This window comes from Actinosynnema sp. NPDC053489, from assembly GCF_044544865.1.
GTDB lineage: Bacteria > Actinomycetota > Actinomycetes > Mycobacteriales > Pseudonocardiaceae > Actinosynnema.
On record NZ_JBITXT010000021.1, the window covers coordinates 55,157 to 76,695 of the forward strand.

The 21,539-nt window shown below is 73.0% G+C and carries 21 protein-coding genes; 11 read left to right on the forward strand and 10 right to left on the reverse strand.

What is annotated here, in order from left to right; all coding sequences use genetic code 11:
* Positions 1-125: 125 nt before the first annotated feature.
* Both ACIGNX_RS32760 and ACIGNX_RS32765 read left to right on the forward strand, forming a co-directional pair.
* Positions 126-1,103 (forward strand): hypothetical protein, encoded by a 978-nt coding sequence (locus tag ACIGNX_RS32760; RefSeq protein ID WP_396545070.1) that lies wholly within the window; start codon positions 126-128, stop codon positions 1,101-1,103.
* A gap of 64 nt (positions 1,104-1,167) precedes the next feature.
* The gene (locus ACIGNX_RS32765; RefSeq protein ID WP_396545072.1) at positions 1,168-1,980 is read left to right on the forward strand and encodes a hypothetical protein; all 813 of its coding nucleotides are present in this window, start codon (positions 1,168-1,170) and stop codon (positions 1,978-1,980) included.
* Here the strand turns inward: ACIGNX_RS32765 and ACIGNX_RS32770 are convergent.
* Genes ACIGNX_RS32770 through ACIGNX_RS32780 form a run of 3 tightly spaced genes read right to left on the reverse strand, consistent with a single transcriptional unit; the run spans position 1,977 to position 4,336 of the window.
* Positions 1,977-2,615 carry an HD family phosphohydrolase gene (locus ACIGNX_RS32770; RefSeq protein WP_396545073.1) on the reverse strand — a complete coding sequence of 213 codons (639 nt, stop codon included), beginning with the start codon at positions 2,613-2,615 and terminating at the stop codon, positions 1,977-1,979. The genes ACIGNX_RS32765 and ACIGNX_RS32770 overlap by 4 nt on opposite strands.
* A 59-nt stretch (positions 2,616-2,674) precedes the next feature.
* A complete protein-coding gene (locus ACIGNX_RS32775; protein ID WP_396545075.1) occupies positions 2,675-3,322 on the reverse strand; it encodes a hypothetical protein in 648 nt (215 codons plus the stop codon).
* Positions 3,323-3,328: 6 nt separating this feature from the next.
* A complete protein-coding gene (locus tag ACIGNX_RS32780; protein WP_396545077.1) occupies positions 3,329-4,336 on the reverse strand; it encodes a hypothetical protein in 1,008 nt (335 codons plus the stop codon).
* Positions 4,337-4,557: 221 nt separating this feature from the next.
* Here ACIGNX_RS32780 and ACIGNX_RS32785 point away from each other — a divergent pair, with 221 nt between their 5' ends.
* Positions 4,558-5,175, forward strand: coding sequence for an FKBP-type peptidyl-prolyl cis-trans isomerase (locus tag ACIGNX_RS32785; protein WP_396545079.1), 618 nt, complete (start codon positions 4,558-4,560; stop codon positions 5,173-5,175).
* Positions 5,176-5,239: 64 nt separating this feature from the next.
* Here the strand turns inward: ACIGNX_RS32785 and ACIGNX_RS32790 are convergent, their stop codons facing one another.
* Together ACIGNX_RS32790 and ACIGNX_RS32795 are read right to left on the reverse strand one after the other, a co-directional pair.
* Complete coding sequence (locus ACIGNX_RS32790; protein ID WP_396545081.1) at positions 5,240-6,211, reverse strand: quinone oxidoreductase family protein; 972 nt, start codon at positions 6,209-6,211, stop codon at positions 5,240-5,242.
* Between the two features lie 92 nt (positions 6,212-6,303).
* Complete coding sequence (locus tag ACIGNX_RS32795) at positions 6,304-7,926, reverse strand: DUF885 domain-containing protein (protein WP_396545083.1); 1,623 nt, start codon at positions 7,924-7,926, stop codon at positions 6,304-6,306.
* 150 nt (positions 7,927-8,076) lie between these two features.
* Here ACIGNX_RS32795 and ACIGNX_RS32800 point away from each other — a divergent pair, with 150 nt between their 5' ends.
* Positions 8,077-8,364, forward strand: a complete 288-nt coding sequence (locus ACIGNX_RS32800; protein ID WP_396545084.1) for a hypothetical protein — start codon at positions 8,077-8,079, stop codon at positions 8,362-8,364.
* Complete coding sequence (locus ACIGNX_RS32805; protein WP_396545086.1) at positions 8,361-9,212, forward strand: RimK family alpha-L-glutamate ligase; 852 nt, start codon at positions 8,361-8,363, stop codon at positions 9,210-9,212. The genes ACIGNX_RS32800 and ACIGNX_RS32805 overlap by 4 nt, the downstream gene beginning before the upstream one ends.
* Before the next feature lie 86 nt (positions 9,213-9,298).
* On the opposite strand, the gene ACIGNX_RS32810 is transcribed toward ACIGNX_RS32805, so the two are convergent.
* Entirely contained in the window at positions 9,299-10,873 is a 1,575-nt protein-coding gene (locus ACIGNX_RS32810; protein WP_396545088.1) for a cation acetate symporter, read from the reverse strand.
* Entirely contained in the window at positions 10,873-11,289 is a 417-nt protein-coding gene (locus ACIGNX_RS32815) for a DUF485 domain-containing protein (protein ID WP_396545090.1), read from the reverse strand. The genes ACIGNX_RS32810 and ACIGNX_RS32815 overlap by 1 nt, the downstream gene beginning before the upstream one ends.
* A gap of 330 nt (positions 11,290-11,619) precedes the next feature.
* Between ACIGNX_RS32815 and ACIGNX_RS32820 the strand changes: the two genes are divergently transcribed.
* From ACIGNX_RS32820 to ACIGNX_RS32835, 4 genes are all read left to right on the forward strand, one after another.
* Entirely contained in the window at positions 11,620-14,352 is a 2,733-nt protein-coding gene (locus ACIGNX_RS32820) for a nitrate- and nitrite sensing domain-containing protein (RefSeq protein ID WP_396545092.1), read from the forward strand.
* Positions 14,349-14,792, forward strand: a complete 444-nt coding sequence (locus ACIGNX_RS32825) for a roadblock/LC7 domain-containing protein (protein ID WP_396545094.1) — start codon at positions 14,349-14,351, stop codon at positions 14,790-14,792. Before ACIGNX_RS32820 ends, ACIGNX_RS32825 begins: the two co-directional genes overlap by 4 nt.
* Positions 14,793-14,799: 7 nt before the next feature.
* Entirely contained in the window at positions 14,800-15,333 is a 534-nt protein-coding gene (locus ACIGNX_RS32830) for a DUF742 domain-containing protein (protein ID WP_396545096.1), read from the forward strand.
* Between the two features lie 184 nt (positions 15,334-15,517).
* Positions 15,518-15,982 carry a GbsR/MarR family transcriptional regulator gene (locus tag ACIGNX_RS32835; protein WP_396545098.1) on the forward strand — a complete coding sequence of 155 codons (465 nt, stop codon included), beginning with the start codon at positions 15,518-15,520 and terminating at the stop codon, positions 15,980-15,982.
* Here ACIGNX_RS32835 and ACIGNX_RS32840 read toward each other — a convergent pair.
* From ACIGNX_RS32840 to ACIGNX_RS32850, 3 genes are all read right to left on the reverse strand, one after another.
* Complete coding sequence (locus tag ACIGNX_RS32840) at positions 15,919-16,872, reverse strand: heme A synthase (protein ID WP_396545100.1); 954 nt, start codon at positions 16,870-16,872, stop codon at positions 15,919-15,921. The genes ACIGNX_RS32835 and ACIGNX_RS32840 overlap by 64 nt on opposite strands.
* 45 nt (positions 16,873-16,917) lie before the next feature.
* On the reverse strand, positions 16,918-17,637 hold the full coding sequence (locus tag ACIGNX_RS32845; protein WP_396545137.1) for an ABC transporter permease: 720 nt from the start codon (positions 17,635-17,637) through the stop codon (positions 16,918-16,920).
* Positions 17,638-17,717: 80 nt separating this feature from the next.
* The gene (locus ACIGNX_RS32850) at positions 17,718-18,656 is read right to left on the reverse strand and encodes an ABC transporter ATP-binding protein (RefSeq protein WP_396545102.1); all 939 of its coding nucleotides are present in this window, start codon (positions 18,654-18,656) and stop codon (positions 17,718-17,720) included.
* Positions 18,657-18,792: 136 nt separating this feature from the next.
* Between ACIGNX_RS32850 and ACIGNX_RS32855 the strand changes: the two genes are divergently transcribed.
* Both ACIGNX_RS32855 and ACIGNX_RS32860 read left to right on the forward strand, forming a co-directional pair.
* Positions 18,793-19,416: a DUF998 domain-containing protein gene (locus ACIGNX_RS32855; RefSeq protein WP_396545103.1), complete on the forward strand. Its 624-nt coding sequence runs from the start codon at positions 18,793-18,795 to the stop codon at positions 19,414-19,416.
* The gene (locus ACIGNX_RS32860; protein WP_396545105.1) at positions 19,413-21,452 is read left to right on the forward strand and encodes a glycosyltransferase; all 2,040 of its coding nucleotides are present in this window, start codon (positions 19,413-19,415) and stop codon (positions 21,450-21,452) included. Before ACIGNX_RS32855 ends, ACIGNX_RS32860 begins: the two co-directional genes overlap by 4 nt.
* Positions 21,453-21,539: the final 87 nt, after the last annotated feature.

A 21,539-nucleotide genomic window follows, 5' to 3' on the forward strand; every position in this document is an offset into this window, starting at 1 on the left:
GCGCCGACTTCTTGACCCGCTTTCCGCATATTTGCGGATAAGGGACTTTGTCCGGCGTATCGCACCCCTCGTCGCCGCCGGTCCGGGACGCTGTGCGCCATGGGTGAAGACACGGCGGGCTTACCGTGAGCGGGCCGCGGCGCGGGTACCTGAGGACGTTCCTGCTCAGGTGGGTGCCGGCGGTGCTGGTCGGCGCGGCACTCGTGCTGGGCGTGTACCGCGTGCTGGACCCGCAGGCGTCACTGGAGGACGTGGTCGAGTCGTCCGGTCCGGTGGCCGGGTTCTTCGCGGTGCTCCTGGTCACCGGTCTGGTCCGGGTCCTGGTGGCCGCGCGGCGGCACCCGAGGTCCGTGCGCACCTCGCCGGCCGCGCCGGAGCTGGCCCGGCTGCGCGACTCCGCCGACGACTTCTGCCTGCTGCTCCGGCCGTTCGGCCACGACGGCGCGGTCGTCGTCGGCCGCGGCCGCAGGCGGGGCGTGCTGACCGGCGACGTCACCCTGGAGGAGGCCCTCGCGCTGGCGTTCCGCCGGGTGCTGGACGTGCCGACGTACGCGATCGTCGACCAGGACCTGGAGTTCGCCACCCCGGGTCCGGTGTACCTGCGCGCGTCGAACGACGAGTGGCGGGGCGTCGTCCGCGAGCTGATCGTCGGCGCGCGGCACATCGTGCTCCTGCTGCCCGACGGGCAGGAGGAGCCGGACATCCGGGTCTCGTTCGCGTGGGAGCTGGAGCAGATCGCGGCCTTCGGGCTCCAGCACCGCGTGCTGCTCGTGCTGCCGCCCCACCGGCGGGCCGACGACGGCCGCGCGTACCGGGTCGCGCTGCGCCAGGCGTGCGTGATCCTCGCCGCGATGGAGGCGTTCGTGGGCACGGTGGACGAGGTCGACCCGCTCCGGGTCGCGCACTACGAGCGGATCCTCAAGGACACGACGTACCTGGTCAACGTGTGGCACGGCCCGCCGGCGCCTTCCGCGCGCCGGGTGAACCCGGTGCTGTTCTACCTCCGGAGCGGGCGCACGCCGGTCACGCAGCACTTCGTGGACGCGGTCGAGGCCATCGAGGAGGCGGCGCGCGAGACCGACCTGCGGCCGAGCGAGGACTGACCGCCCGGCTCGCGGCGCGACTTGATCCTCTTTCCGCATATTTGCGGATAGCTAGCCTGGGCGCATGTCGGTGCAGGGGGATGGGACACCGCCCGATCGGGGGTCCTTCGACAAGGCGACAGTGGACCGCTGGCAGGTCTTCGGCGGGATGGCCGGCGTCGCCGCCCTGCTGCTGTCGGTGATCGGCGGCATCAAGGACCTGGTGCCGCTGTCCCTGGTCGCGGCCGGTTCCGTGACGCTGGTGGGCGTGTGGCTGCTGTACCGCTGGGGCCGCCGCCCGCGGCAGCACCTGGCCAAGCACTTCGTGGTGCCCGTCGTGCTCACCGTGCTGGGTGCGGCCACGGCCGGTGTGCTCGGCGGCCTCGGGCTGCGCCCCATCGAGGGCGCGGCCCTGCCCGGCGCGACCACCACGACCACCACGGCCACCACGACGACCACGACGACCACGGCCGACGCCCCCGTTGCCGGCACCACGACCCGGGCCGCCACCGGACCGACCACGACCACCGCGGGGCCGGTGGGAGGAGCGGCGACGGAGTTCCGCTCCGGCCGGGTCACGCTCAACTACGGCTACTACATCGACCTCGACTCGAAGGGCCCCAACGGCGGGGTGTCCGACAAGTCGTCGAGAGGCGACCTCCAGTACATCTCGGCGATCAACGCGGACGTGATCGCCGCCGTCACCGCCCCGCCTTCGCTCCAGGACTGCCTGGCCGCGACGGGGTTGGCCGACTACATCCCCTCGGAGAAGGTGCAGGAGGGCTCGGCCTTCTGCGTGAAGACCTCGGAGGGGCGCTGGGCCAGGGTGGTCGTGGTGTCCGTCGAGGACTACAGGTCGCTGGTGTTCGACCTGGTCGTCTGGGAGAAGCAGGCCTAGGACACCGCGGACAGCAGCTCGGTCACCGTGGGGTCGTCCAGCGACTCCACGATGCACGACCACAGCTCCAGGTTCGCCGTGGCCCACCGCGAGTAGGTCGCCGCCGCCTCCGGGTCGTAGAAGTAGTACCCCTCGTCGTGCTTGCCCCGCTGCTCACCGACGATCTTGTGCGCCAGCTCGCGCAGCGTGATGCCGTTCTCCTCGAGGTACTTCGGCGCGAGCACCACCGGCGTCACCGGCAGGGCCTTGAACAGCGTGTCCGCATCGGACAGCGCCTGCGCCTCCGGCGAGATGTCGCGGTGGCGGGTGCGCATCTCGGCCTCCTCGACGATCGCGTCCACCCGCGCCGCCACCTCGTCCGGCACGCCCGCGCGCGCCAGGATGTCCAGCCGCAACGACCGGCCGTCCACCGGCAGCGAGTTGCGCCGGACCATGTAGTTCACGTCGTGCACCAGTGCGGCCACCTCGACCAGCGCCACGTCCGAGCCGTTGCGCCGGGCGAAGTGGACGGCTTTGTCGCGCACGAAGCTGACGTGGTGCCAGCCGTGGAACTGCAGCTTCGCCGCGAGGTCGCGGCACAGCCGCAACACCTCGCACTGGACTTCGGAGATCGCTTGCGCCGTGACAGTGCTCATCGGGCCCTCCCGTGCCGGGTGGGCCGATGGTAGGCGCGCGCGGTGCTCCTCGGCGGTGGTTACAGGGTGTTGGTCAGCACCTCCAACCGCGCCTCGACCGGCACGTGCCGGTGGCTGGTGCCCGTGTCGGGGTCGTAGCTGAGGCTCCACGGGCTGACCGCACGCGACTTCACCAGGAACGTCATGGTGTCGTCGGCGGCCTTCGGGATGCGGTGGAACTCGTGCGCGAGCATCGTGCCCGACGCGCCCTCGCCCGCCTCGTCGCTGCGCAGCAGGGTGGTGGACGCGACCTGCCTGCCGTCGTCCACGACGTGCGCGGCGAAGCGCTCGTGCAGGTAGGAGCCCGCCAGGATGGTGGTGCAGAAGTGGTAGCGGTGGTTGTGGATGGAGTCGGCGTAGCCCGGTCGCCAGTCGCGTTGCGGCTTGTACTCGTGCAGCCAGAACGTGAACGGCTCGGCCGGCTCGTCGCGCAGGCACCACGCGAAGTGGGTCGTCGTCTCGCGGGACCTGGCCACCAGTCGCATCTCGTCCTGCGGGGAGAGGGCGCGCAGGTGACCGCGCAGCCTCTCCCGCAGGCCGGGTTGGCCCGCCCACTCCCGGAAACGCCTCTCGACGTGTCCCCAGTGGTCGACGACAGGGGGGTCGGCCACGGTGATGAGCGTGGCGAGCTCCGCGAGGGCGGAGAACCCGGTTGACTCGGTGAGCACGGCTTATCAGCTCCCCAACTGAGCGGATGCGGAGAATTCTTTCCGGAACCGGTGGAATTTCTCCGCGAGCGATCGGAAACCGGCCTCGGTGAGCGGGTTCCCGGTGATCTTCTCGTACAGGGCGAGGAAGTCCGCCTGGCTCGTGGCCGGGGTGATGACGACGTGGAGCCCTGCCTTGGAATTGCTGACCCGCAGGAACTCGGCGCGTTCCATCCCGTAGATGAACGAGCCCTCCGAGAACCGCACCGTGCGCGGGTAGAGCCGCAGGACGCCCGCGCCGGTGTTGCTGTAGAGGGTGAGCCACGCGCTGTCGTCGAACAGCTCCAGCCGGTCGAGCGGCGGGTCGGACACGATCGTCAGGTCGATCCGCGAGCACCGGCCGCGGGCCAGGAACAGGCCGACCAGCCCGATCGAGATCTGCTCGCGCAGCCGCTCGACGATCTCGTCGTAGTCGCCGTCCGCGCCCTCGTTGCGCAGCAGGTAGCGCGCCCGCCCGCTGATCGCGTCGTCGGCCCGCGGATCGGCCAGCACGGCCCTGAGCTCGCACTCCGACTGCGACAGCAGCAACCGGCCGGCCGCGTACCGGCCCGCGAAGCCCCGGAACACGTACAGCCGGGTGCGTTCGAGGTCCTGCATCATGACCTGGTTGAACTTCGGGTCGGGGCGGGCGGTGGGCTCGAACACGTGAGTGGGGAAGAACTCGCGGTCCAGGGCCCGGTACTCGGCGGTCAGGTCACGCAGCGCCCGGCGGCTCTCCTCGACGACGGGTGCCACCAGCGCCCGCTGCGCGGCCGAACTGGTGATCAACGTCTGCCAGAAACCGACCACGGCCGAGATCAGCGTGCCGGTGCCGACCGACGTCAGGAACGCACGCGCCGTTCCTTGATCCATCGTGCCGGAAATCGTCAGACTGACACCGGAAGTGACGACTAGGGTCAACAGGAGCAGCCCTGTTCTGGTCCAGAACAATTCGTGCAACAGGTTGCTGCGGACGCCCTTCGGCTCCGCGGACACGATGTCACCTCCTTGGTGGGCACTCGAACGGCCGAATGCTCTCGGTATACGATCAAGTGCGCGGAGTCACTGTACGCGCGGGCGCGCAACGGCGGTACCGGTAATTAGTGGCACATTTGCGGATTGCTTCCTAGATCGACAGCAGCGCACCGTGACCGGCGTTGGGCCTGCTGGTGGGCCCGCGGCGCGGCGCGCGGGGGTGAACCCTAAGCTCGGCAACCATGCGTACTGTCGGCCGTACGGCCCTGGCCCTCGTCTCCCTGTTGTCCGCCGGTCTGGCGCTGACCGCGTGCACCGCTAGCGACCGGCCGTCCACCCTGACCACCACCCCGACCGCCACCGCGCAGCCCGAGGCGCAGCAGCCCGAGGACCGGCAGTCCGAGGCGCAGCAGTCCGGCGAGGCCGACCTGCCCGAGCCGAGCGGGCCGCCCTGCGAGGTGTCGCAGTACCAGGTGACCGGCGCGCCGGGGGAGAAGCCCACGATCACCGTCCCGACCGGTTGCAAGCCCCAGGACGGCCTCGTGGTCGAGGACCTCGTCCCCGGCACCGGACCGGAGATCAAGGCCGGTTCCACCGCCCAGCTGCACTACGTGCTGGCCACGTTCCGCGACCAGCGGACCCGTGAGGCGTCCTGGGACCGCGGCCAGCCGTTCGAGCTGCAGAACATCGGCCAGGCGTCGGTGATCCAGGGCTGGAACGAGGGCCTGATCGGGCTCAAGGAGGGCGGCCGGCGGCTGCTCGTCGTGCCGTCGGACAAGGGCTACCCGAACGGGAAGGGCGACATCCGGCCCGGCGAGACGCTGATCTTCGTGGTCGACGCGGTCAAGGTCCAGGGCTGAGCCACCCCCCGGGCGAACGGAAGGGCGGTCCCGAGCCGGGGCCGCCCTTCCGCGTCCCGCGGGCTCAGGGGACGAGCAGCAGCTTGCCGGTGGTGCGGCGGCCCTCCAGGTCCTCGTGCGCCCGCCGCGCCTCGGCCAGCGGGTAGCGCCCGCCGACCCGCACGGTCAGCGAACCGCCCAGGACGGCGTCGAACAGCTCGCCGGCCCGCCACTCCAGCTCCTCGCGGGTGGCCACGTGCGCGCCCAGCGACGGCCGGGTCAGGAACACCGACCCCGCGTGGTTGAGCCGCTGCGGGTCCACCGGCGGCACCGGGCCGCTGGACGCGCCGAACAACGCCAGCACACCGCGCGGCTTCAGGCCGGCCAGGCTCCCGTCGAACGTCGTGCGGCCCACGCCGTCGTAGACGGCCGCGACGCCGACGCCGCCGGTCAGCTCGCGCACCCGCGGCGCGAAGTCCACCTGGTCGTACCGGATCACCTCGTCGGCGCCCGCCTCCCGGGCCAGCGCCTCCTTGGCCTCGGTGGAGACCGTGCCGATCACCCGCGCGCCGCGCGCCTTGGCCAGCTGCACGAGCAGCAGCCCCACCCCGCCCGCGGCGGCGTGCACGAGGACCGCGTCGCCCTCCCGCACCGGGTACGTCGACGCGACCAGGTAGTGCGCCGTCAGCCCTTGCAGCAGCAACGCGCCCGCCGTGTCGTCGTCCACGCCGTCCGGGACGGGCACGGCGTCCCGCACCGGCACGACGGCCTGCTCCGCGTAGCTGCCGAGGGAGCCCGACCACGCCACCCGGTCGCCCACGGCGAAGCCGGTGACGTCCGGACCGACCGCGCTCACCCGGCCCGCGCCCTCCAGGCCCGGCCCGAACGGCAGGTCCAGCGGGTAGCGGCCCTCGCGGTGGTAGCAGTCGATGAAGTTCACCCCGGCGGCGGCCACGTCCACCAGCAGCTCGCCCGGACCGGGCGACTTGGCCTCCACGTCGGCGAACTCCAGCGCGTCCGGCCCGCCGGTCGCGCGCACCACCACTGCCTTCGGCATGTGTCGTCCTCCTGTTGCGATGTCCGTACGTCAGTACGCCAACCGCCGCCGCGGCCTGCCTGTTCCGCGCCGCCGGCCGCGGGCGGGGCGTCTCACCTGCCGAGAGCGACCTTGCGCGCCAGGCCGAGCGGCAGCGCGCCCGAGCCCGCGATCGTGTCGTGGAACTCGCGCAGCGACCCGGTGAACTCGGCGCGGATGCGCTCGATCTCCAGCGCGCCCGTCAGGTACGACGGGGCCTGCGTCGGCCACGCGCAGTACCGGTTGACCTCGCCGACCGCCGTGCCGGGCGTCAGCGACGCCTTCGTGGACATGAACACCTCGGCCTCCTCCACACCCATGTCGCCGCAGTGCAGCGCCGTGTCCACGATCATCCGCGCCGCCCGGAACAACCGCGCCTCGACGTGCGCCAGCTCCTGCGCGCGGGCCCTGGCCGCGTCGCCGACGACCTCGGCGCTGAAGTAGCCGTGCTCGCGCAGCAGCTTCTCCGCGTACAGCGCCCAGCCCTCGGAGAAGTACGGCGTGCGGAACACCTTGCGCACCGGCCGGTCCTGCGCGGCCAGCCAGGACAGGTGCCAGTGGTGGCCGGGGTACGCCTCGTGCACCGCGATCGTGGCCAGCTGGGCCCGGGAGTTGGTGCGCAGCCGCTGCGCGGTCTGCTCGGCGGTGAACCCGTCCGGCGGGAACGGCACGAAGAAGTGGCCCGTCCGCTGGTCGGTCAGCGGCGGCGGCGACATGTACGAGGCCACCGCCAGGACCGGGCGCTGGAACGTCGGCGACGGCACCACCCGGCACTCCTCGCCCTCGGCGAAGGTCACCAGGCCGTGCTCGACCAGGAACGCCCGCGCGCGCAGCGTCTCGGCCTCGTACTCCTCGCGCATCGCCTCCGGCGTCGGCGGGTGGTCGTCCTGGAACGACGCCATCACCGCGTGCCAGTCGTCCGACCCGGCCAGCTCGCGCATCTCGGCGTCCAGCTCGGCGTAGGCGGCCCGGCCGCGCTCGTGCAGCTCGGCCGCGCCGTAGCCCAGCACCTCCTGCTCGCGCAGCAGCGTCGAGTACAGCTCCTCGCCCATCCGCCAGTCGCCCGAGGCCCGGTCGGCGAACCCGTCGAGGAACGCCGCCAGCTCGTCGAACGCCCGGGCGGCCGGTTCGGCGGCCTCGGCCAGCCGCGCGCGCAGCCTGGGGTCGGCCACCTCGGCGGGCAGCGTGGCGGTGAGGAACGCCCGACCGGTGCGCGCCTGGTCCGCGGCCCGCTTGACGATCATCGGCGCGGCGAGCGCCGGGTCCAGGTTCGCCCGGCACGCGGCCAGCACCGACGGCACCTCGGCCAACCGCTCCACCACGCTCGCCACCAGCTCCGCCTCCGGCCGCAGCCGGTTGAGGAACGCGCTGAACAGCGGGTACAGCACGGCGGTCGTGTACGTCGACGGGTCGCGCCGCCACGCGGGCCACGTCGCCCTCGCCCGCACGCCGCGCAGCACGGCCAGCACGAGGTCGCGGTCCACCGAGCCCTGCAGGTCGGTCACCTCGACCGCGGCGAACCGGTCGAGCCAGGCGTCCGCGCCCCGCTCGTACTCGGTGAACGCGGTGGCGCTGAAGTCGCCGAGCGTGTGGTCGTGGTCGAGGGACCCGAGCATCGCGGCCGTGCCGGGGTTGCGGTCGAAGTGCCAGGTCAGGAACTGTTCGACCAGGCCGGTGAGGTGTGGGGTATCGGTCACGCCCGCAAGCTACCCCGCGCCCGGGTGGTCGGCCCGGGGCGACGCGGACGCCGCCCGGGATTGCCTGTTGACCGAGGTCGGCGCCGGTCGCGGGTCGGGTGGGCGCGGTCACGTGCGCGGAAGTTACCGGCAGGTTCTAGTCTGGCCGACGTGGCAGAGGACAGGAAGATCGGACGTGCGGTGAAGACGGCGGCGGCGTTCGTGGCCGCGCACGGCAAGCCGTCCCGCGCCGTGGTGGAGAACCTCGGGCGGGCGGGCGCGCGGGTCGTGCTGGTCGGCGACGACGGCGCGATGGGCGACGTGGTGCTGCCGGACGTGGCGTCGGCGGAGGCCGTGGTCGAGGCGGTCGCGGACCTGGAGCGGCACGAGTGGGACCGCGAGACGACCGCCGCGGTGAAGATCGGGCCGGCGCACCGGCACAAGATGGCGGGCCGGTGAAGGTCCTCTTCGCCACCTGCGAGTCGCTGCCCGCGGGCGACGGTGACGACGACGCGCTGATCGACGCCCTGGCCGACGTGGGCGTGGACGCCTCCTGGGCCGCGTGGGGCACCCCGGTGGTGGCCGACCTGGTCGTGCTGCGGTCCACCTGGGACTACACCGGGCGGCTGCCGGAGTTCCTGGCCTGGTGCGACGCCGAGCCCGCGCTGGTGAACCCGGCGCCGGTGGTGCGGTGGAACACCGACAAGACCTACCTGGTCGACCTCGCGCGGCACGGTGTGCCCGTCGTGCCGACCGCGGTGGCCGGGCCCGGCTTCACCGACTGGCCGGACGGCGAGTTCGTGGTGAAGCCGACCGTCGGCGCGGGCTCGCGGGGCGCGTTGCGCGTCGCGGCGGGCGACCACGCGACGGCCGCCGCGCACCTGGACGCGCTGGGCGTGCCCGCGCTCGTGCAGCCGTACCAGTCGCACGTGGACTCGGTCGGCGAGACGGCGCTGGTGTTCCTGGGCGGTCAGTACTCCCACGCGTTCACCAAGGCCGCGATGCTCGTCCCGGAGGCCGAGCACGACCCGTCCGGCCTGTTCGTGCGGGAGCGGCTGTCCGGCGCGGCGCCGTCGCCCGCGCAGCGCCGGGTCGCCGAGGACGTCGTGGACGCCGCCGCGGGGCTCACCGGCCTGCGCCGCGCCGACCTGCTCTACGCGCGGGTCGACCTGATCCCCGGCCCGGACCGCGCGCCGCTGCTGCTGGAGCTGGAGCTGGTGGAGCCGTCGCTGGGCTTCCGCCAGACCGACGCGGCCGCGCCGTTCCGCTTCGCCTCGGCGGTCCGCGCCGCCCTCGCCGCCCGCTAGCCCCGCGAACGCCGGCCCCGAGAACGCTCGCCGCGAGAACGCCGGAGCGCTGGTCGCTCCGGCGTTCGGCGTCGTGCGGGAACGGCCTACCGCAGCCCGGAACCGATGCCGGTCACCGAGCGGACCTCCATCTCGGCCTGCTTGGCCGGGTCGGGCTCCTCCCGGCTCAGCACCGTGCCCAGGTAGCCGCACAGGAACGAGAACGGGATCGACACCAGGCCCGGGTTGCTCAGCGGGAACCAGGCGAAGTCCACGTCCGGGAAGATCGACGACTTCGCGCCGGACACGGCGGGGGAGAAGACCAGCAGCAGGACGCACGACCCGAGCCCGCCGTACACCGCCCACAGCGTGCCCGACGTGGTGAACCGCTTCCAGAACATCGAGTAGATGATGGTCGACAGGTTCGCCGACGCCGCCAGCGCGAACGCCAGCGCCACCAGGAACGCCACGTTCTGCCCGTTCGCCGCGATGCCGCCGACGATCGCCAGCAGGCCGACGGCGACGGCGGTCAACCGGGCGACCCGCACCTCCGAGCGCGGGTCGGCCTGGCCCCGCTTGATCACGTTCGCGTACACGTCGTGCGCGAACGACGCCGACGCCGTCAACGTCAGACCGGCCACCACCGCCAGGATCGTCGCGAACGCCACCGCGCTCACCACGCCCAGCAGCACCGCGCCGCCGATCTCGTAGGCCAGCAGCGGCGCGGCGGAGTTCTCGCCGCCCGGCGCGGCCACGATGTCCTTCGACCCGACCAGCGCCAGCGCGCCGAAGCCGATGACCAGCGTGCACAGGTAGAACGTGGCCATCATCCACGTCGCCCACACCACCGACCGGCGCGCCTCGCGGGCGTTCGGCACGGTGTAGAAGCGCATCAGCACGTGCGGCAGCGACGCGGTGCCCAGGACCAGGGCCAGCGCCAGCGAGATGAAGTCGAGCCGGCTCGTCGGGGTCGCCCCGTACCGCACGCCCGGCTCCAGCACCTCCGGCCCGAGCGGGGTGTTGCGCGAGGCCGTCTCCAGGATCGCCGACAGGCTGAACCCGAACTTGCCCAGCAGGAACACCGTCATCAGGGTCACGCACGTGATCAGGAAGACGGCCTTGATGATCTGCACCCAGGTGGTGCCCTTCATCCCGCCGACCAGCACGTACAGCACCATGACGATGCCGACCACGGCGATGATGACCGACTGGCCGACCTTGCTGTGCACGTCGAGCAGCAGCGCCATCAGCGCGCCCGCGCCCGCCATCTGCGCGATCATGTAGAACAGCGAGATCACCAGGGTCACGTTGGCCGCCGCGGCGCGCACCGGCCGCTGCCGCATCCGGAACGCCAGCACGTCGCCGAGGGTGAACCGGCCGGTGTTGCGCAGCCGCTCCGAGATGATCATCAGGCCGAGCAGCCAGGACACGACCCAGCCGATCGAGTAGAGGAACCCGTCGTAGCCGTTGACCGCGATGCTGCCGGAGATGCCGAGGAACGACGCGGCGGACAGGAAGTCACCCGAAAGTGCGATTCCGTTCTGGGGCCCGGTGAAGCTGCTGCCCGCCGCGTAGTAGTCCGACGCGGTGGCGTTGCGGCTGCCCGCCCGGTACACGATGTAGAGGGTGATCAACACGAAGACGCCGAAGACGCCCAGGTTGATCGCGGTGTTGCCGCCCATCAGCCCCGGTCCTCCGCGGTGAGCGAGCGGACCGCGCCGACCTGCGGGTCGAGCTTGAGCCGCGCGTAGCGGGCGTAACCCAGCGTCAGCGCGATGGTCGTCACGAACTGGAGCAGGCCGAACAGCAGGCCCACGTTCAGCACGCCCCACACCGGCCTGCCCATGAAGTCGGGCGCGTACGCCGACAGCGCGACGTATCCCAGGTACCACAGCAGGAACCCGCACGTGGCGGGCACCACGAAGATCATTATCCGCCGGCGCAGCTCGCGGAAATCATCGCTCGCCTGAAGCGCGACGAAGTCCGGCTCGCCCGCTTCGTCGACCAACAGGGGTGACCCCGGGTCGTCGAAAGTGGCGAAGCCGCGCCCGCCGCGGGCGGGTCTGGAATCCGTCGGAGGCAGGATCGCCTTCGTCATCAATCCTCCACGGGGATTTGCCTCGCCGCGCACGCGGATGCGCGGGCCGGCGGCGAGCGCTCAGCGTAACCGCGTTGCGCCGCCAGTCAACGACGTGCCGCGAACGGCCGTGTCATCGCTGCTCAGCCGATGCCGGAACGTTGTCGCGACCGGCCTCCGCCGGGCCTGTCGTCGTCACGCTGCGCCGATCGGATGAGGACCGACCGCAAGGTCGTTGTCCCGCGCCTGTCCACCACCTACTATCCGCCCAGCAACACCACGCTCGTCGGTCATCAATGCGTCGACGTCGTTCAACTTCGAAACAACTACGGACTTTCCGGGGCTTGTCTGGTGACTGGCGACAACAACGCGCGCGGGCAGTGGTGGAGGGCCGTCGCGGACTGGCGGAATTGGCGCCTGCCGGTCAAGCTCGCCGCCGTCCTGGCGGTGCCGGTGCTCGTCGCCGTCGTCACCGGCGTGGTGCAGATCCGCGGGTACGTCAAGGCCGCCGACACCTACGGCGCGATGCAGCGGGTCGTGACGCTGCGTGCCGGCATGGACCCGTTGATCGCCGGCGTGCAGGCCGAACGCGCGTTCTCGGCGCAGCGGCCCGAGGGCGCGGGCGTGGCGGAGACCGGCTTCCGGCCGCTGACGCGCGCCACGGACAACGCCGCCGCCGGCGTGCGGAACCTGATGGAGCGCACCACCACCCTCGGCGAGGTCGCCAACGCCCGGTTCCGCGACGCCGTCGTCCAGCTCGACGGCCTGCCCCAGCTGCGCGAGCGGGTGCTGTCGGGCAGCGTCGACCTGGAAGGCGCGATCGGCGGCTACACGGTGGTCCTGCGCGCCCTGCTCGACTTCGACCAGGCCATGGTCGGCGACTTCGGCGACCCGGCCCTGTCGGGCACCGCGACCGCCCTGCACAACCTGGCCATGGCGGGTGAGCAGGTGTCCTGGCAGCACGCCACGGTGCTGGCCGGCATCAGCCGCGGCAGGCTCCTGGAGAGCGAGGACACGGCGCTGGAGCAGTCCTACACCCGCCAGCAGGACAAGCTGGCCGACTTCTCCGCCGTCGCCACGCCCCAGCAGCAGGCCGACTACCGCAGCACCGTCTCCGGCCAGGAGGTGGACCTGCGCAACAGCCTGTTCCAGCAGGTGCGCACCAACGCCAACGCGGTGCGGCTGCTCGTCAAGGCCGAGCCGTGGAACAGCGGCTCCGAGAGCACCCTCAAGCAGCTCGGCGTGGTGCTGCGGTCGCTGGAGGGCCAGCTGACCACCGCCGCCGGCCGGTTGCAGGACACGACCAGCGACCGGGCGGGCGCGGCGGCCGTGCTGCTGCTCGCCTCGATGTTCACCGCCGCCGCGGTCGGGTTCGTCGTCGGCAGCTACCTGTTGCGCTCCCTGCGCGCGCTGCGCACCGCCGCGCTCGACGTGGCCGAGCACCGCCTGCCCACCCTGGTCGCGCAGCTGCGGGACAACGCCGCGCACGACGTCACCGTCGAGCCCGTCCCCGTGCACACCAGGGAGGAGCTGGGCCAGTTGGCGCGCGCGTTCGACGCGGTGCACCGGCAGGCCGTCTCGTCCGCCGCCGAGCAGGCCGACCTGCGCACCGGCATGCGCAACGCGTTCATCAACCTGTCCCGCCGCAGCCAGGGCCTCGTGGAGCGGCAGCTCAAGCTCATGGAGGAGCTGGAGCGGCAGGAGGAGAGCCCCGAGCAGCTCGCGAACCTGTTCAAGCTGGACAACCTCGCCACCCGGATGCGCCGCAACAACGAGAACCTGATGGTGCTGTCGGGCAGCGACGTGGCCCGCCGCTTCACCCGCCCGGTGCCGCTGGGCGACGTGCTGCGCGCCGCCGCGTCCGAGATCGAGCAGTACCAGCGGGTCGTCGTGCAGACCACCCCGACGGTGGAGGTCGTAGGCTACGCCGCGGGCGACCTGGTCCGGCTGGTCGCCGAGCTGCTGGACAACGCCACCACGTTCTCGCCGCCGCGCACCCAGGTGGTCGTCGGCGGTCGGGCGCGGCCCGGCGGCGGGGTGCTCGTGGACGTGGTCGACCTGGGCGTCGGCATGTCGGAGGAGGACCTGGCGCAGGCCAACCGGCGGATCGCGCTGGCCGCGTCCGAGGACGACGGCGAGCTGCCGGTGTCGCGCCAGCTCGGCCTCTACGTGGTCGGCAGGCTGGCCGGGCGGCACGGCATCGAGGTGGCGCTGCGGGAGCAGGGCGACGGGCTGCGCGCGGTCGTGGCGCTGCCGGCCGAGCTGGTGCGCTCGACCACCCCGACGCGCTCCATCCCGGTCCAGTCGTCCCTCACCTCGACCGGCCCGCAACCGACCCCGTCCCGCGCCACGGGTCCGCAGCCCGCCGTGCCCTCGACGGGGCCGCAGCCGGCGTCGCCGCGCACCACGGGCCCGCAGCCCGTCGTGGCCTCGACCGGCTCGCAGCCGGGGTCGCCGCGCACCACGGGTCCGCAGCCGGTCGTGCCGTCGACGGGTCCGCAGCCGGTCCTGCCCCGTGCCGCTGGCCCGCGGCCGGGGTCGCCGCGCACCACGGGCCCGCAGCCCGTCGTCCCGTCGACCGGTCCCCAGCCCGTGCCGCCGCGCGCGACCGTGCCGCCGCCCGTGCCGCCCCAACCGGTCCTGCCCCAGCCGGTGCCACTGGACGCGGACGGCTGGAGCCCGTTCCGCGGCCGCGCCGCGGACCAGCCGCCCGCCACCACGTCCAACGGCACCTCGTCCACCCCGCCCGCCGCGTCCGCACCGCGGCGCACCGCCTCGACCTGGTTCGGCGGCGGTCCGGTGCCGTCCGGACCCGCGGAACCGGCGCGGCACCGCGCCGCGGACACCCACGCGCGCGCAGAGGCGCCCGTGACCGACAAGCCCGTGAACGACATCCCGGCGGAACTGCCCAAGCGGCAGCCGCGGAGCAACCTGGTGGCCGAACGGCCGAGTGCACCCGACGCGGTGGCACCCGTCCGGAGGGATCCGCAGGCGACACGCGGTTTCCTCGCCAGCTACCAGACCGGCATCCGGCAAGGTGTGCGGGGATCCGGTGAGAATCGAGCTGGGCAGGAGAACGGATGAGCACGCAGAAGTCGCGGCAGGTCGACCAGTTCGGCTGGTTGGTGAGCAACTTCGTCGACCGCGTGCCCGGGGTGGCCCACGCCGTGGTGATCTCGGTGGACGGGTTGCTGCTGACCGCGTCCAACGGCCTGCCCGACGACCGGGCCGACCAGTTGGCCGCGATCGCGGCGGGCGTGGCGAGCCTGACCGAGTCGGCGGCGCGGTGCTTCGACGGTGGCGGCGTGTTGCGCTCGGTGATCGAGATGGAGTACGGGATCATGCTCCTGATGTCCATCAGGGACGGCTCGTGCCTCGCCGTGCTCGCCGCCCCGGACGCCGACGTCGGCCAGGTCGCCTACGAGATGACCGTGGTCGTGGACCAGGTCGGCCAGCTCCTGACCCCCGAGCTGCGTGCCCAGCTCCACGGTGCGAAGCGGATGATGGCACGCCCGTCTGCGTGAGGTGGTCATGGACCGGAACGAGGAGCCAGGGGCGTCGGACGAGACGTTCGCCGCCCTGCTCAACGGGTTCAGCTTCAACTCCTCCCGCCGTCGCAGGCAGGGCAGGCCGGAGCCCGAGCGGTCGGACGAGGCCGCGACCGGGGACACCAAGCCCCACCGCCCCGTTTTCGACGACGACGAGGACGAGTTCGACTACCCGCGCGAGGAGGCGGCGTCGATCGTCCGCGCCTACTCGTGGACCGGCGGGCGGACCACGTCGTCGATCCACCTGGAGATCGAGACGCTGGTCTCGGCGGTGGACTGGGACTACCCGGGAGCGATGAAGGCCGAGTACCACGAGGTGATCTCGCTGGTCGCCCGGCCGCGGTCGGTGGCCGAGGTCGCCGCCCTGCTGCGGCTGCCGCTGGGCGTGGCCAAGGTGCTGCTGGGCGACATGGCCGAGCGCGGCCTGATCGACGTGCACGAGACCGCGTCCACCGACGGCGCCCAACCGGACCTGGGCCTGATGGAACGCGTCCTCGCCGGCCTGCGCCGCCTCTGACCACCCCGCGCGTCGAACCCCCAGGTCCCGTGTGTCGAACCCTCAGGTCCCGTGTGTCGAACGCCCGGGACCCCCGAATTCCACGCTCACCGCCCGGCGCGTCGCCTTTGCGTGATGATCAGCACACGACCTATCGTGCCTTCAGTGCCGACCGAAGCGTCGGCCGTGGAGCCGAGGGGGTCGGATGAGCGTCGGACGGGAAACGCGGCTGTCGGCGTGGATCGAGCGGTTCGCGGCGCACTTCGCCGAGGAGGGCATCCCGCTGATCGGCGGGCGCATCCTGGGCTACCTGCTGGTGTGCCAGCCCACGGAGCGGACCGCCGCCGAGCTGTCCCAGGAGTTGGAGGCGAGCAGCGGCTCGATCAGCACGAACCTGAAGTTCCTGGTCAACGCGGGTCTGGTGACGAAGCGCACCCGGCGCGGCAGGCAGGCGGCGCAGTACCGGATCAACGAGAAGCGCTGGGTCGACCTGGTGCAGCGCAAGCTGGACGCGCTGGTCAGCGTGCGCGAGCTGACCGAGGCCGGGATGCGGCTGATGAGCGGTGACCCGGAGCGCGCGATGCGGCTGCGGACCGTGGACGAGGTCTACACGTGGCTGGCGACCGAACTGCCGGCGGTCTGGGAGCGCAGGCCCTCGTCGTCGCGGTGAGCGCGTTCGCGGGTCGACACCCACATCGCCGCCGTCGCGACGACCACCGCGCCGGCGCCCAGCACGTGCAGCGAGACGAGCACCTCGGGCACCCCGGTCCAGTACTGGACCATGCCCAGCGCGCCCTGCGCCAGCACGACGGCGACCAGCGCGGCGTACGGCCGCCGCGGCACGGGGTGCCCGCGCAGCGCGAAGCCCAGGGCGACGAGCATGCCGAGGAACAGGAACAGCAGGTCGGCGTGCAGCTGGGCCAACGTGTCCACCGGCACGTCCAGGCGCGGCGTGGCGGCGTCGCCGGCGTGCGGCCCGGCGGCGGTGACGAACGTCCCGACCAGCAGCAGCAGCCCCAGCGTCACCGCCTGCACGACCTGGAGCGCCAGCAGCCCCCGCGGCACGCGCGGCCGGGCGGGCTCGTCGCCCTCGCCCAGCGCCGCCACCAGCAGCACCGCGAACCAGACCAGCGCCATCGACACCAGGAAGTGCACGCTCACCGTCCACCACAGCAACCCGGTGAGCACGGTGAACCCGCCGATCACGGCCTGCAGCACCACCCCGCCGAACTGCACGAGCGCCAGCACCACGACCCGCTTGCGCCGCGGCCGGTTGAACCAGGCGGCCAGGACACACAGCGCGGCGATGACGCCGACCACGCCGGTCAGGGTGCGGTTGCCGAACTCGACCCACTGGTGCAGCGACGCCACCTCGGGGTGCTCGACCGGCACGAGGCTGCCCTCGAAGCACTGCGGCCAGGTGGGGCAGCCCAGGCCCGACCCGGTCACCCGCACGATCGACCCGGTGACCGCGATGCCACCTTGGGCGATCACGACCGCGATGGCGAACGCGCGCTGGAACGTGCTGAGGAAGCCGGTGAACCAGGATGGGGCGGACACGGACCGATGGTAGGTACCACCGGCTGAGAACCGCCGCCCGGGGTGTCAGCCGAGCCTGGTGGTCCGCGTCGCGAGCGCCCCGGCGGCCACGCCCCACACCACGAGCACGGCGACGTGCCCGAGTCCGGGCGCCGCGCCCTCGACCACGGCGTCGTGCAGCGCCAGGGCGAGCGCGGCGGACGGCAGCGCGTCCACGACGGTCGCCAGCCACGCCGGCAGGGTGTCCACGCCGAGCGCGACACCGCCGATGAGCAGCAGCACGAACCACACGATGTTGGCCAGCGCGAGCACGAGTTCCGCCCGCAGCGCCCCGCCGAGCAGCACGCCGAGCGCGCCGAACGACAGCGTGCCCAGCACGAGCAGCACGACCGCCCACAGCACGCCGGTCACGGGTGGTAGTCGCCAGCCCAGCAGCAGGGCCGTCACGGCGATGATCACGACCTGCACGGCGACGACGGCCAGCGCCGAGACGACCCGCCCGGTGACCAGCAGCCAGCGGGGGAGCGCGGTCGCCGCGAGCCGCTTGAGCACGCCGTAGCGGCGGTCGAAGCCCAGCGCAATCGCTTGCCCGGTGAACGCGGACGAGATGACGGCGAGCGCGAGGATGCGCGCGGTGGCCGACCCGACCCGCGGTTCGGGCACCGGGAGGACGTCCATGAGGCTCATCGCGACCAGCAGCGCGACCGGGATGAGCACGGTCAGCAGGATCTGCTCGCCGTTGCGGAGCGTGAGCACGGTCTCGGTGCGAGCCTGCGCGAGCAGCATCCGCCCGAGCCTGCCGCGACCCGGCGCGGGCGTGAACGTGCCCGGCGCGAACGTCGCGGCGCGCGGCGGCTGGGGTTCGGTCACGAGCGCAGCTCCCTGCCGGTCAGGTCCAGGAACACGTCCTCCAGGCTGCGCCTGGCCACGGTCAGCTCCTCGGCCAGCACGCCCTGCTGGGCGCACCACGACGTGACCGTGGACAGCACCTGCGGGTCGATGTCGCCCTGCACGACGTAGGTGCCGCGGCCGGACTCGCGCACGTCCAGGCCCTCGGGCAGGGCGTCGCGCAGCAGGGTCAGGTCCAGGCCGGGCCGGGCGCGGAAGCGCAGCTGCCGCTCGTCGCCGCGGTGCTCGGTCAGCTCGGACGGGCTGCCCTGGGCCACGACGCGACCCGCGTCCACGATGACGACCCGGTCGGCGAGCGCCTCGGCCTCGTCCATCAGGTGCGTGGTCAGCAGCACGCTCACGCCGTCCGCGCGCAGCGCCGACACCAGCTCCCACACCAGGCGGCGGGCCTGCGGGTCCATGCCCGCGGTCGGCTCGTCCAGGAACACCAGCTCGGGCCGCCCGACCAGGGCGCACGCCAGCGACAGGCGCTGCTGCTGCCCGCCGGAGAGCCGCTTGTACGGGGTGCGGACCGAGGAGGACAGGCCCAGCACGTCCAGCAGCCACGCGGGGTCGAGGGGGTTGGCGGCGCAGGCGGCCACGAGGCGCAGCATCTCGTCGGCCCGCACGCCGGGGTAGCCGCCGCCGCCCTGCGGCATGACGCCGATGCGGGGCCGCAGCCGCTCGCCGTCGCGCCTCGGGTCGAGCCCGAGGACGCGCACCTCGCCGCCGTCGGCCGCCCGGAACCCCTCGCACACCTCGACGGTCGTCGTCTTGCCCGCCCCGTTGGGACCGAGCAGCGCGAGGACCGTGCCGGTGTCCAGGGTCAGGTCGAGCCCGCTCACCGCGACGGTGGAGCCGTAGCGCTTGACCAGCCCCGACACTTCCACGGCAGGGTGCTGGGGGTGCGGGCTCACGTCGCGGAAGCCTAGGGCGTGGCCTGCCCCACCCCCGTGGTGGGGTCAACCCCACCGGGGGCCTCCGGGTGGCTTCAGGGTCGCCTCGGGGGTGTTCCCGATAGGTTCGGCCGCCATTTCCGGCGAGGATTTTCCCGTGGTGGAGATCCGGGGGAAAACGCGGACGGCGGTGCTGCCGCCGGCTGTTGTGGGACTCGTCCTGTCGCTGTTCCCGATTGTTTACCTGCACGTGTCGTCGGCCGGGGAGCTCAGCCCGATCAGGTACACGGTCAGCGATTACGTGTTCGTCGCCAACGGCGGCGGCCTGCTCGCCGTCACCTCGTTGACGCTGGCGGCGGCCTCGATCGGCCTGCTCGTCGCCCTCGTCCGCTCCGGTTTGCCCAAGTCGGGGCCGGTGGCGGCGCTGATGGGGCTGTGGTCGGCGGGCCTGGCGGTGGCGACGGTGTTCCCCACGGACCCGACCGGCTCTCCCACGTCGTTCTCCGGCGCGGTGCACCGGTACGCGGGCGCGGTGATGTTCGCGAGCCTGCCGCTGGCCGGGTGGCTGATTTCCCGGACGTTCCTCGCGAGTGCCGCGTTGCGTCGAATTTCCGTTGCCGCGGGCGTCACCGCGGTGGCATTCATGCTCAGCCACGTCTCGGTGGTCCAGGGCGACGGCGTGGTCGTGCTCGGCCTTTTCGAACGCCTTTTGTTCGCCTTGCTGTACGGCCTGCTGTTCGCGCTGGCCTCCGCGGTCCTGCGCCGCGAGGAGGCGTCGTGACGGGGGTCGCGGTCGTGCTGGCGGTGCTCGGCGCGGTGTTCTTCGCCTTCGCCGCCCGCCTCCAGCACGACGCCGTGCGGGCGAGCGGGGACGCGCTGCGGGTCCTGGAGCTGCTGCGCCGGCCGCGGTGGCTGCTGGGCCTGCTCCTGCTCGTCCTCGGGGCCGGTGTGCACGCCGCGGCGCTGGGGATGGCGCCGTTGAGCGTGGTGCAGCCGGTCGGCGTGGTGGCCATCGGCATCACCGCGGTCCTCGACGGTCGCCGCCGCGAGCTGCCCGCCGTCGCGTGGACCACGTTCGGCGTGGGCGCGTTCGTGCTCCTGGCCGCGGGCAGCGCCACGTCCACCGCCGTCGCGCCGGAGGCCGAGGTGACGGCCGCGCTGCTGGCGCTCGGCCTCGTCGCGGTCCCGGGCCTGGTCGGCGTGCTGTCGACCCGCCCGGCCGTGCGCGCCCTCGGCTTCGGCGCGGCGGGCGGTGTCGCCTACGGCTTCGTCTCCGTGCTCATGCGGTCGGTGTCCCAGGACGTCCAGCGGGGCGGCCCGGGGTGGACGACCGCGCTCTCGGCGGCGGGCATCGCCGCCGCCCTCGTCGTCGGCGGCTGGTTCATCCAGCACGCCTACGCCGGCGGACCGCCGCACCTGGTGGTCGCCTGCCTCACCGTCGTGGACCCGCTCGTCGCCGTCGGCATCGGCGCGGGGCTGCTCGGCGAGGCGAACCGGACCAGCCCGCTCGTGGCCGCCGCCGAGGCGGTGTGCGCCGCGGTCGCCGTCGGCGGTGTCGTCGCGCTGGCCCGCACCCGAAACCTTCCCGCAGTTCCCACCAGACCCGCAGTTCCCACCAGATCGGAGACGACAGTGACCAACGGACGCGCCATGCGGATCGTGATCGCCGCGGAGACGTTCCCCCCGGACGTCAACGGCGCGGCCCGGTTCGCCCACCGCCTCGCCACGGGTCTGGCCGGCCGCGGCCACGACGTGCACGTGATCTGCGTGTCGCCGGACGGCGCGGCCCGCACCGAGCGCGCCGACGGGATCACCGTGCACCGGCTGCGGTCGCACCGCACGCCGTTCCACCGCACGTTCCGCATCGGCCTGCCGTGGGAGGTGCGCCGGGACGTCGACGCGCTGCTGGCGGAGCTGCGGCCCGACCTGGTGCACGTGCAGGCGCACTTCGTGGTGGGGCGGTACGTGCTGCGGCGGGCGGCGGCGGTCGGCATCCCGACCGTGGCGACCAACCACTTCATGCCGGAGAACCTGTTCGGGCACGCCCGCGTGCCGGAGTGGTTGCGTGGCGCGGCGTCGCGGTGGGCGTGGCGGGACCTGGGGCGGGTGTTCGGGGACGCCGACGTGGTGACCGCGCCGACGCCGCGGGCCGTGCGGCTGCTGCACGACAACGGGTTCCCCGAACGGGCCGTGCCGGTGTCGTGCGGCATCGACATCGACCGGTACCGGTCGCGCCGCCCCGTGCGGCGGACCGACGCGCCGACCGTGCTGTTCGTGGGCCGGTTGGACGAGGAGAAGCGGGTGGACGAGCTGCTGCGGGCGGTGGCGCTGGTGCCGCGGCTGCACGCGGAGATCGTGGGCGACGGGTCGTGCCGGGCGGAGTGGGAGCTGCTGGCGCGCGACCTGGGCGTGGCCGACCGGGTGCGGTTCCGCGGGTTCGTGGGGGAGGAGGAGCTGCTGGACGCCTACGCCGGCGCGGACGTGTTCTGCATGCCCGGCATCGCCGAGCTGCAGAGCCTGGCGACGATGGAGGCGATGGCCGCGGGCAAGCCGGTGGTGGTGGCGGACGCGATGGCGTTGCCGCACCTGTGCCGCCCGGGGCGCAACGGCTGGCTGTTCACGCCGGGTGACGTGCGCGGGTTGGCCGACCGGCTGCACGCCGTGACCGCGGACCCGGGCGTGACGGTGCGGATGGGTGCGGCGAGCAGCGAGCTGATCGCCGCCCACGCCATCGACACCACGCTGGAGACCTTCGAGTCCCTCTACGCCCGCGCCATCGGCATCCCCGCCCTGCCCGAGCCGGCCCTGGCCGCCTGACCCCGTGTGTCGAACCCCCAGGCCTCGTGTGTCGAACGCCCACGTCCGGTGTGTCGAACGCTCACGACCCCCGAGTTCAACGCTCAG

Bases quoted from the DNA above. Each gene is read 5' to 3' on its own strand.
- ACIGNX_RS32765 (WP_396545072.1), top strand. From the start codon at position 1,168: ATGTCGGTGCAGGGGGATGGGACACCGCCCGATCGGGGGTCCTTCGAC.
- ACIGNX_RS32770 (WP_396545073.1), bottom strand. From the start codon at position 2,615: ATGAGCACTGTCACGGCGCAAGCGATCTCCGAAGTCCAGTGCGAGGTG.
- ACIGNX_RS32785 (WP_396545079.1), top strand. From the start codon at position 4,558: ATGCGTACTGTCGGCCGTACGGCCCTGGCCCTCGTCTCCCTGTTGTCC.
- ACIGNX_RS32790 (WP_396545081.1), bottom strand. From the start codon at position 6,211: ATGCCGAAGGCAGTGGTGGTGCGCGCGACCGGCGGGCCGGACGCGCTG.
- ACIGNX_RS32810 (WP_396545088.1), bottom strand. From the start codon at position 10,873: ATGGGCGGCAACACCGCGATCAACCTGGGCGTCTTCGGCGTCTTCGTG.
- ACIGNX_RS32815 (WP_396545090.1), bottom strand. From the start codon at position 11,289: ATGACGAAGGCGATCCTGCCTCCGACGGATTCCAGACCCGCCCGCGGC.
- ACIGNX_RS32825 (WP_396545094.1), top strand. From the start codon at position 14,349: ATGAGCACGCAGAAGTCGCGGCAGGTCGACCAGTTCGGCTGGTTGGTG.
- ACIGNX_RS32830 (WP_396545096.1), top strand. From the start codon at position 14,800: ATGGACCGGAACGAGGAGCCAGGGGCGTCGGACGAGACGTTCGCCGCC.
- ACIGNX_RS32835 (WP_396545098.1), top strand. From the start codon at position 15,518: ATGAGCGTCGGACGGGAAACGCGGCTGTCGGCGTGGATCGAGCGGTTC.
- ACIGNX_RS32845 (WP_396545137.1), bottom strand. From the start codon at position 17,637: ATGCTGCTCGCGCAGGCTCGCACCGAGACCGTGCTCACGCTCCGCAAC.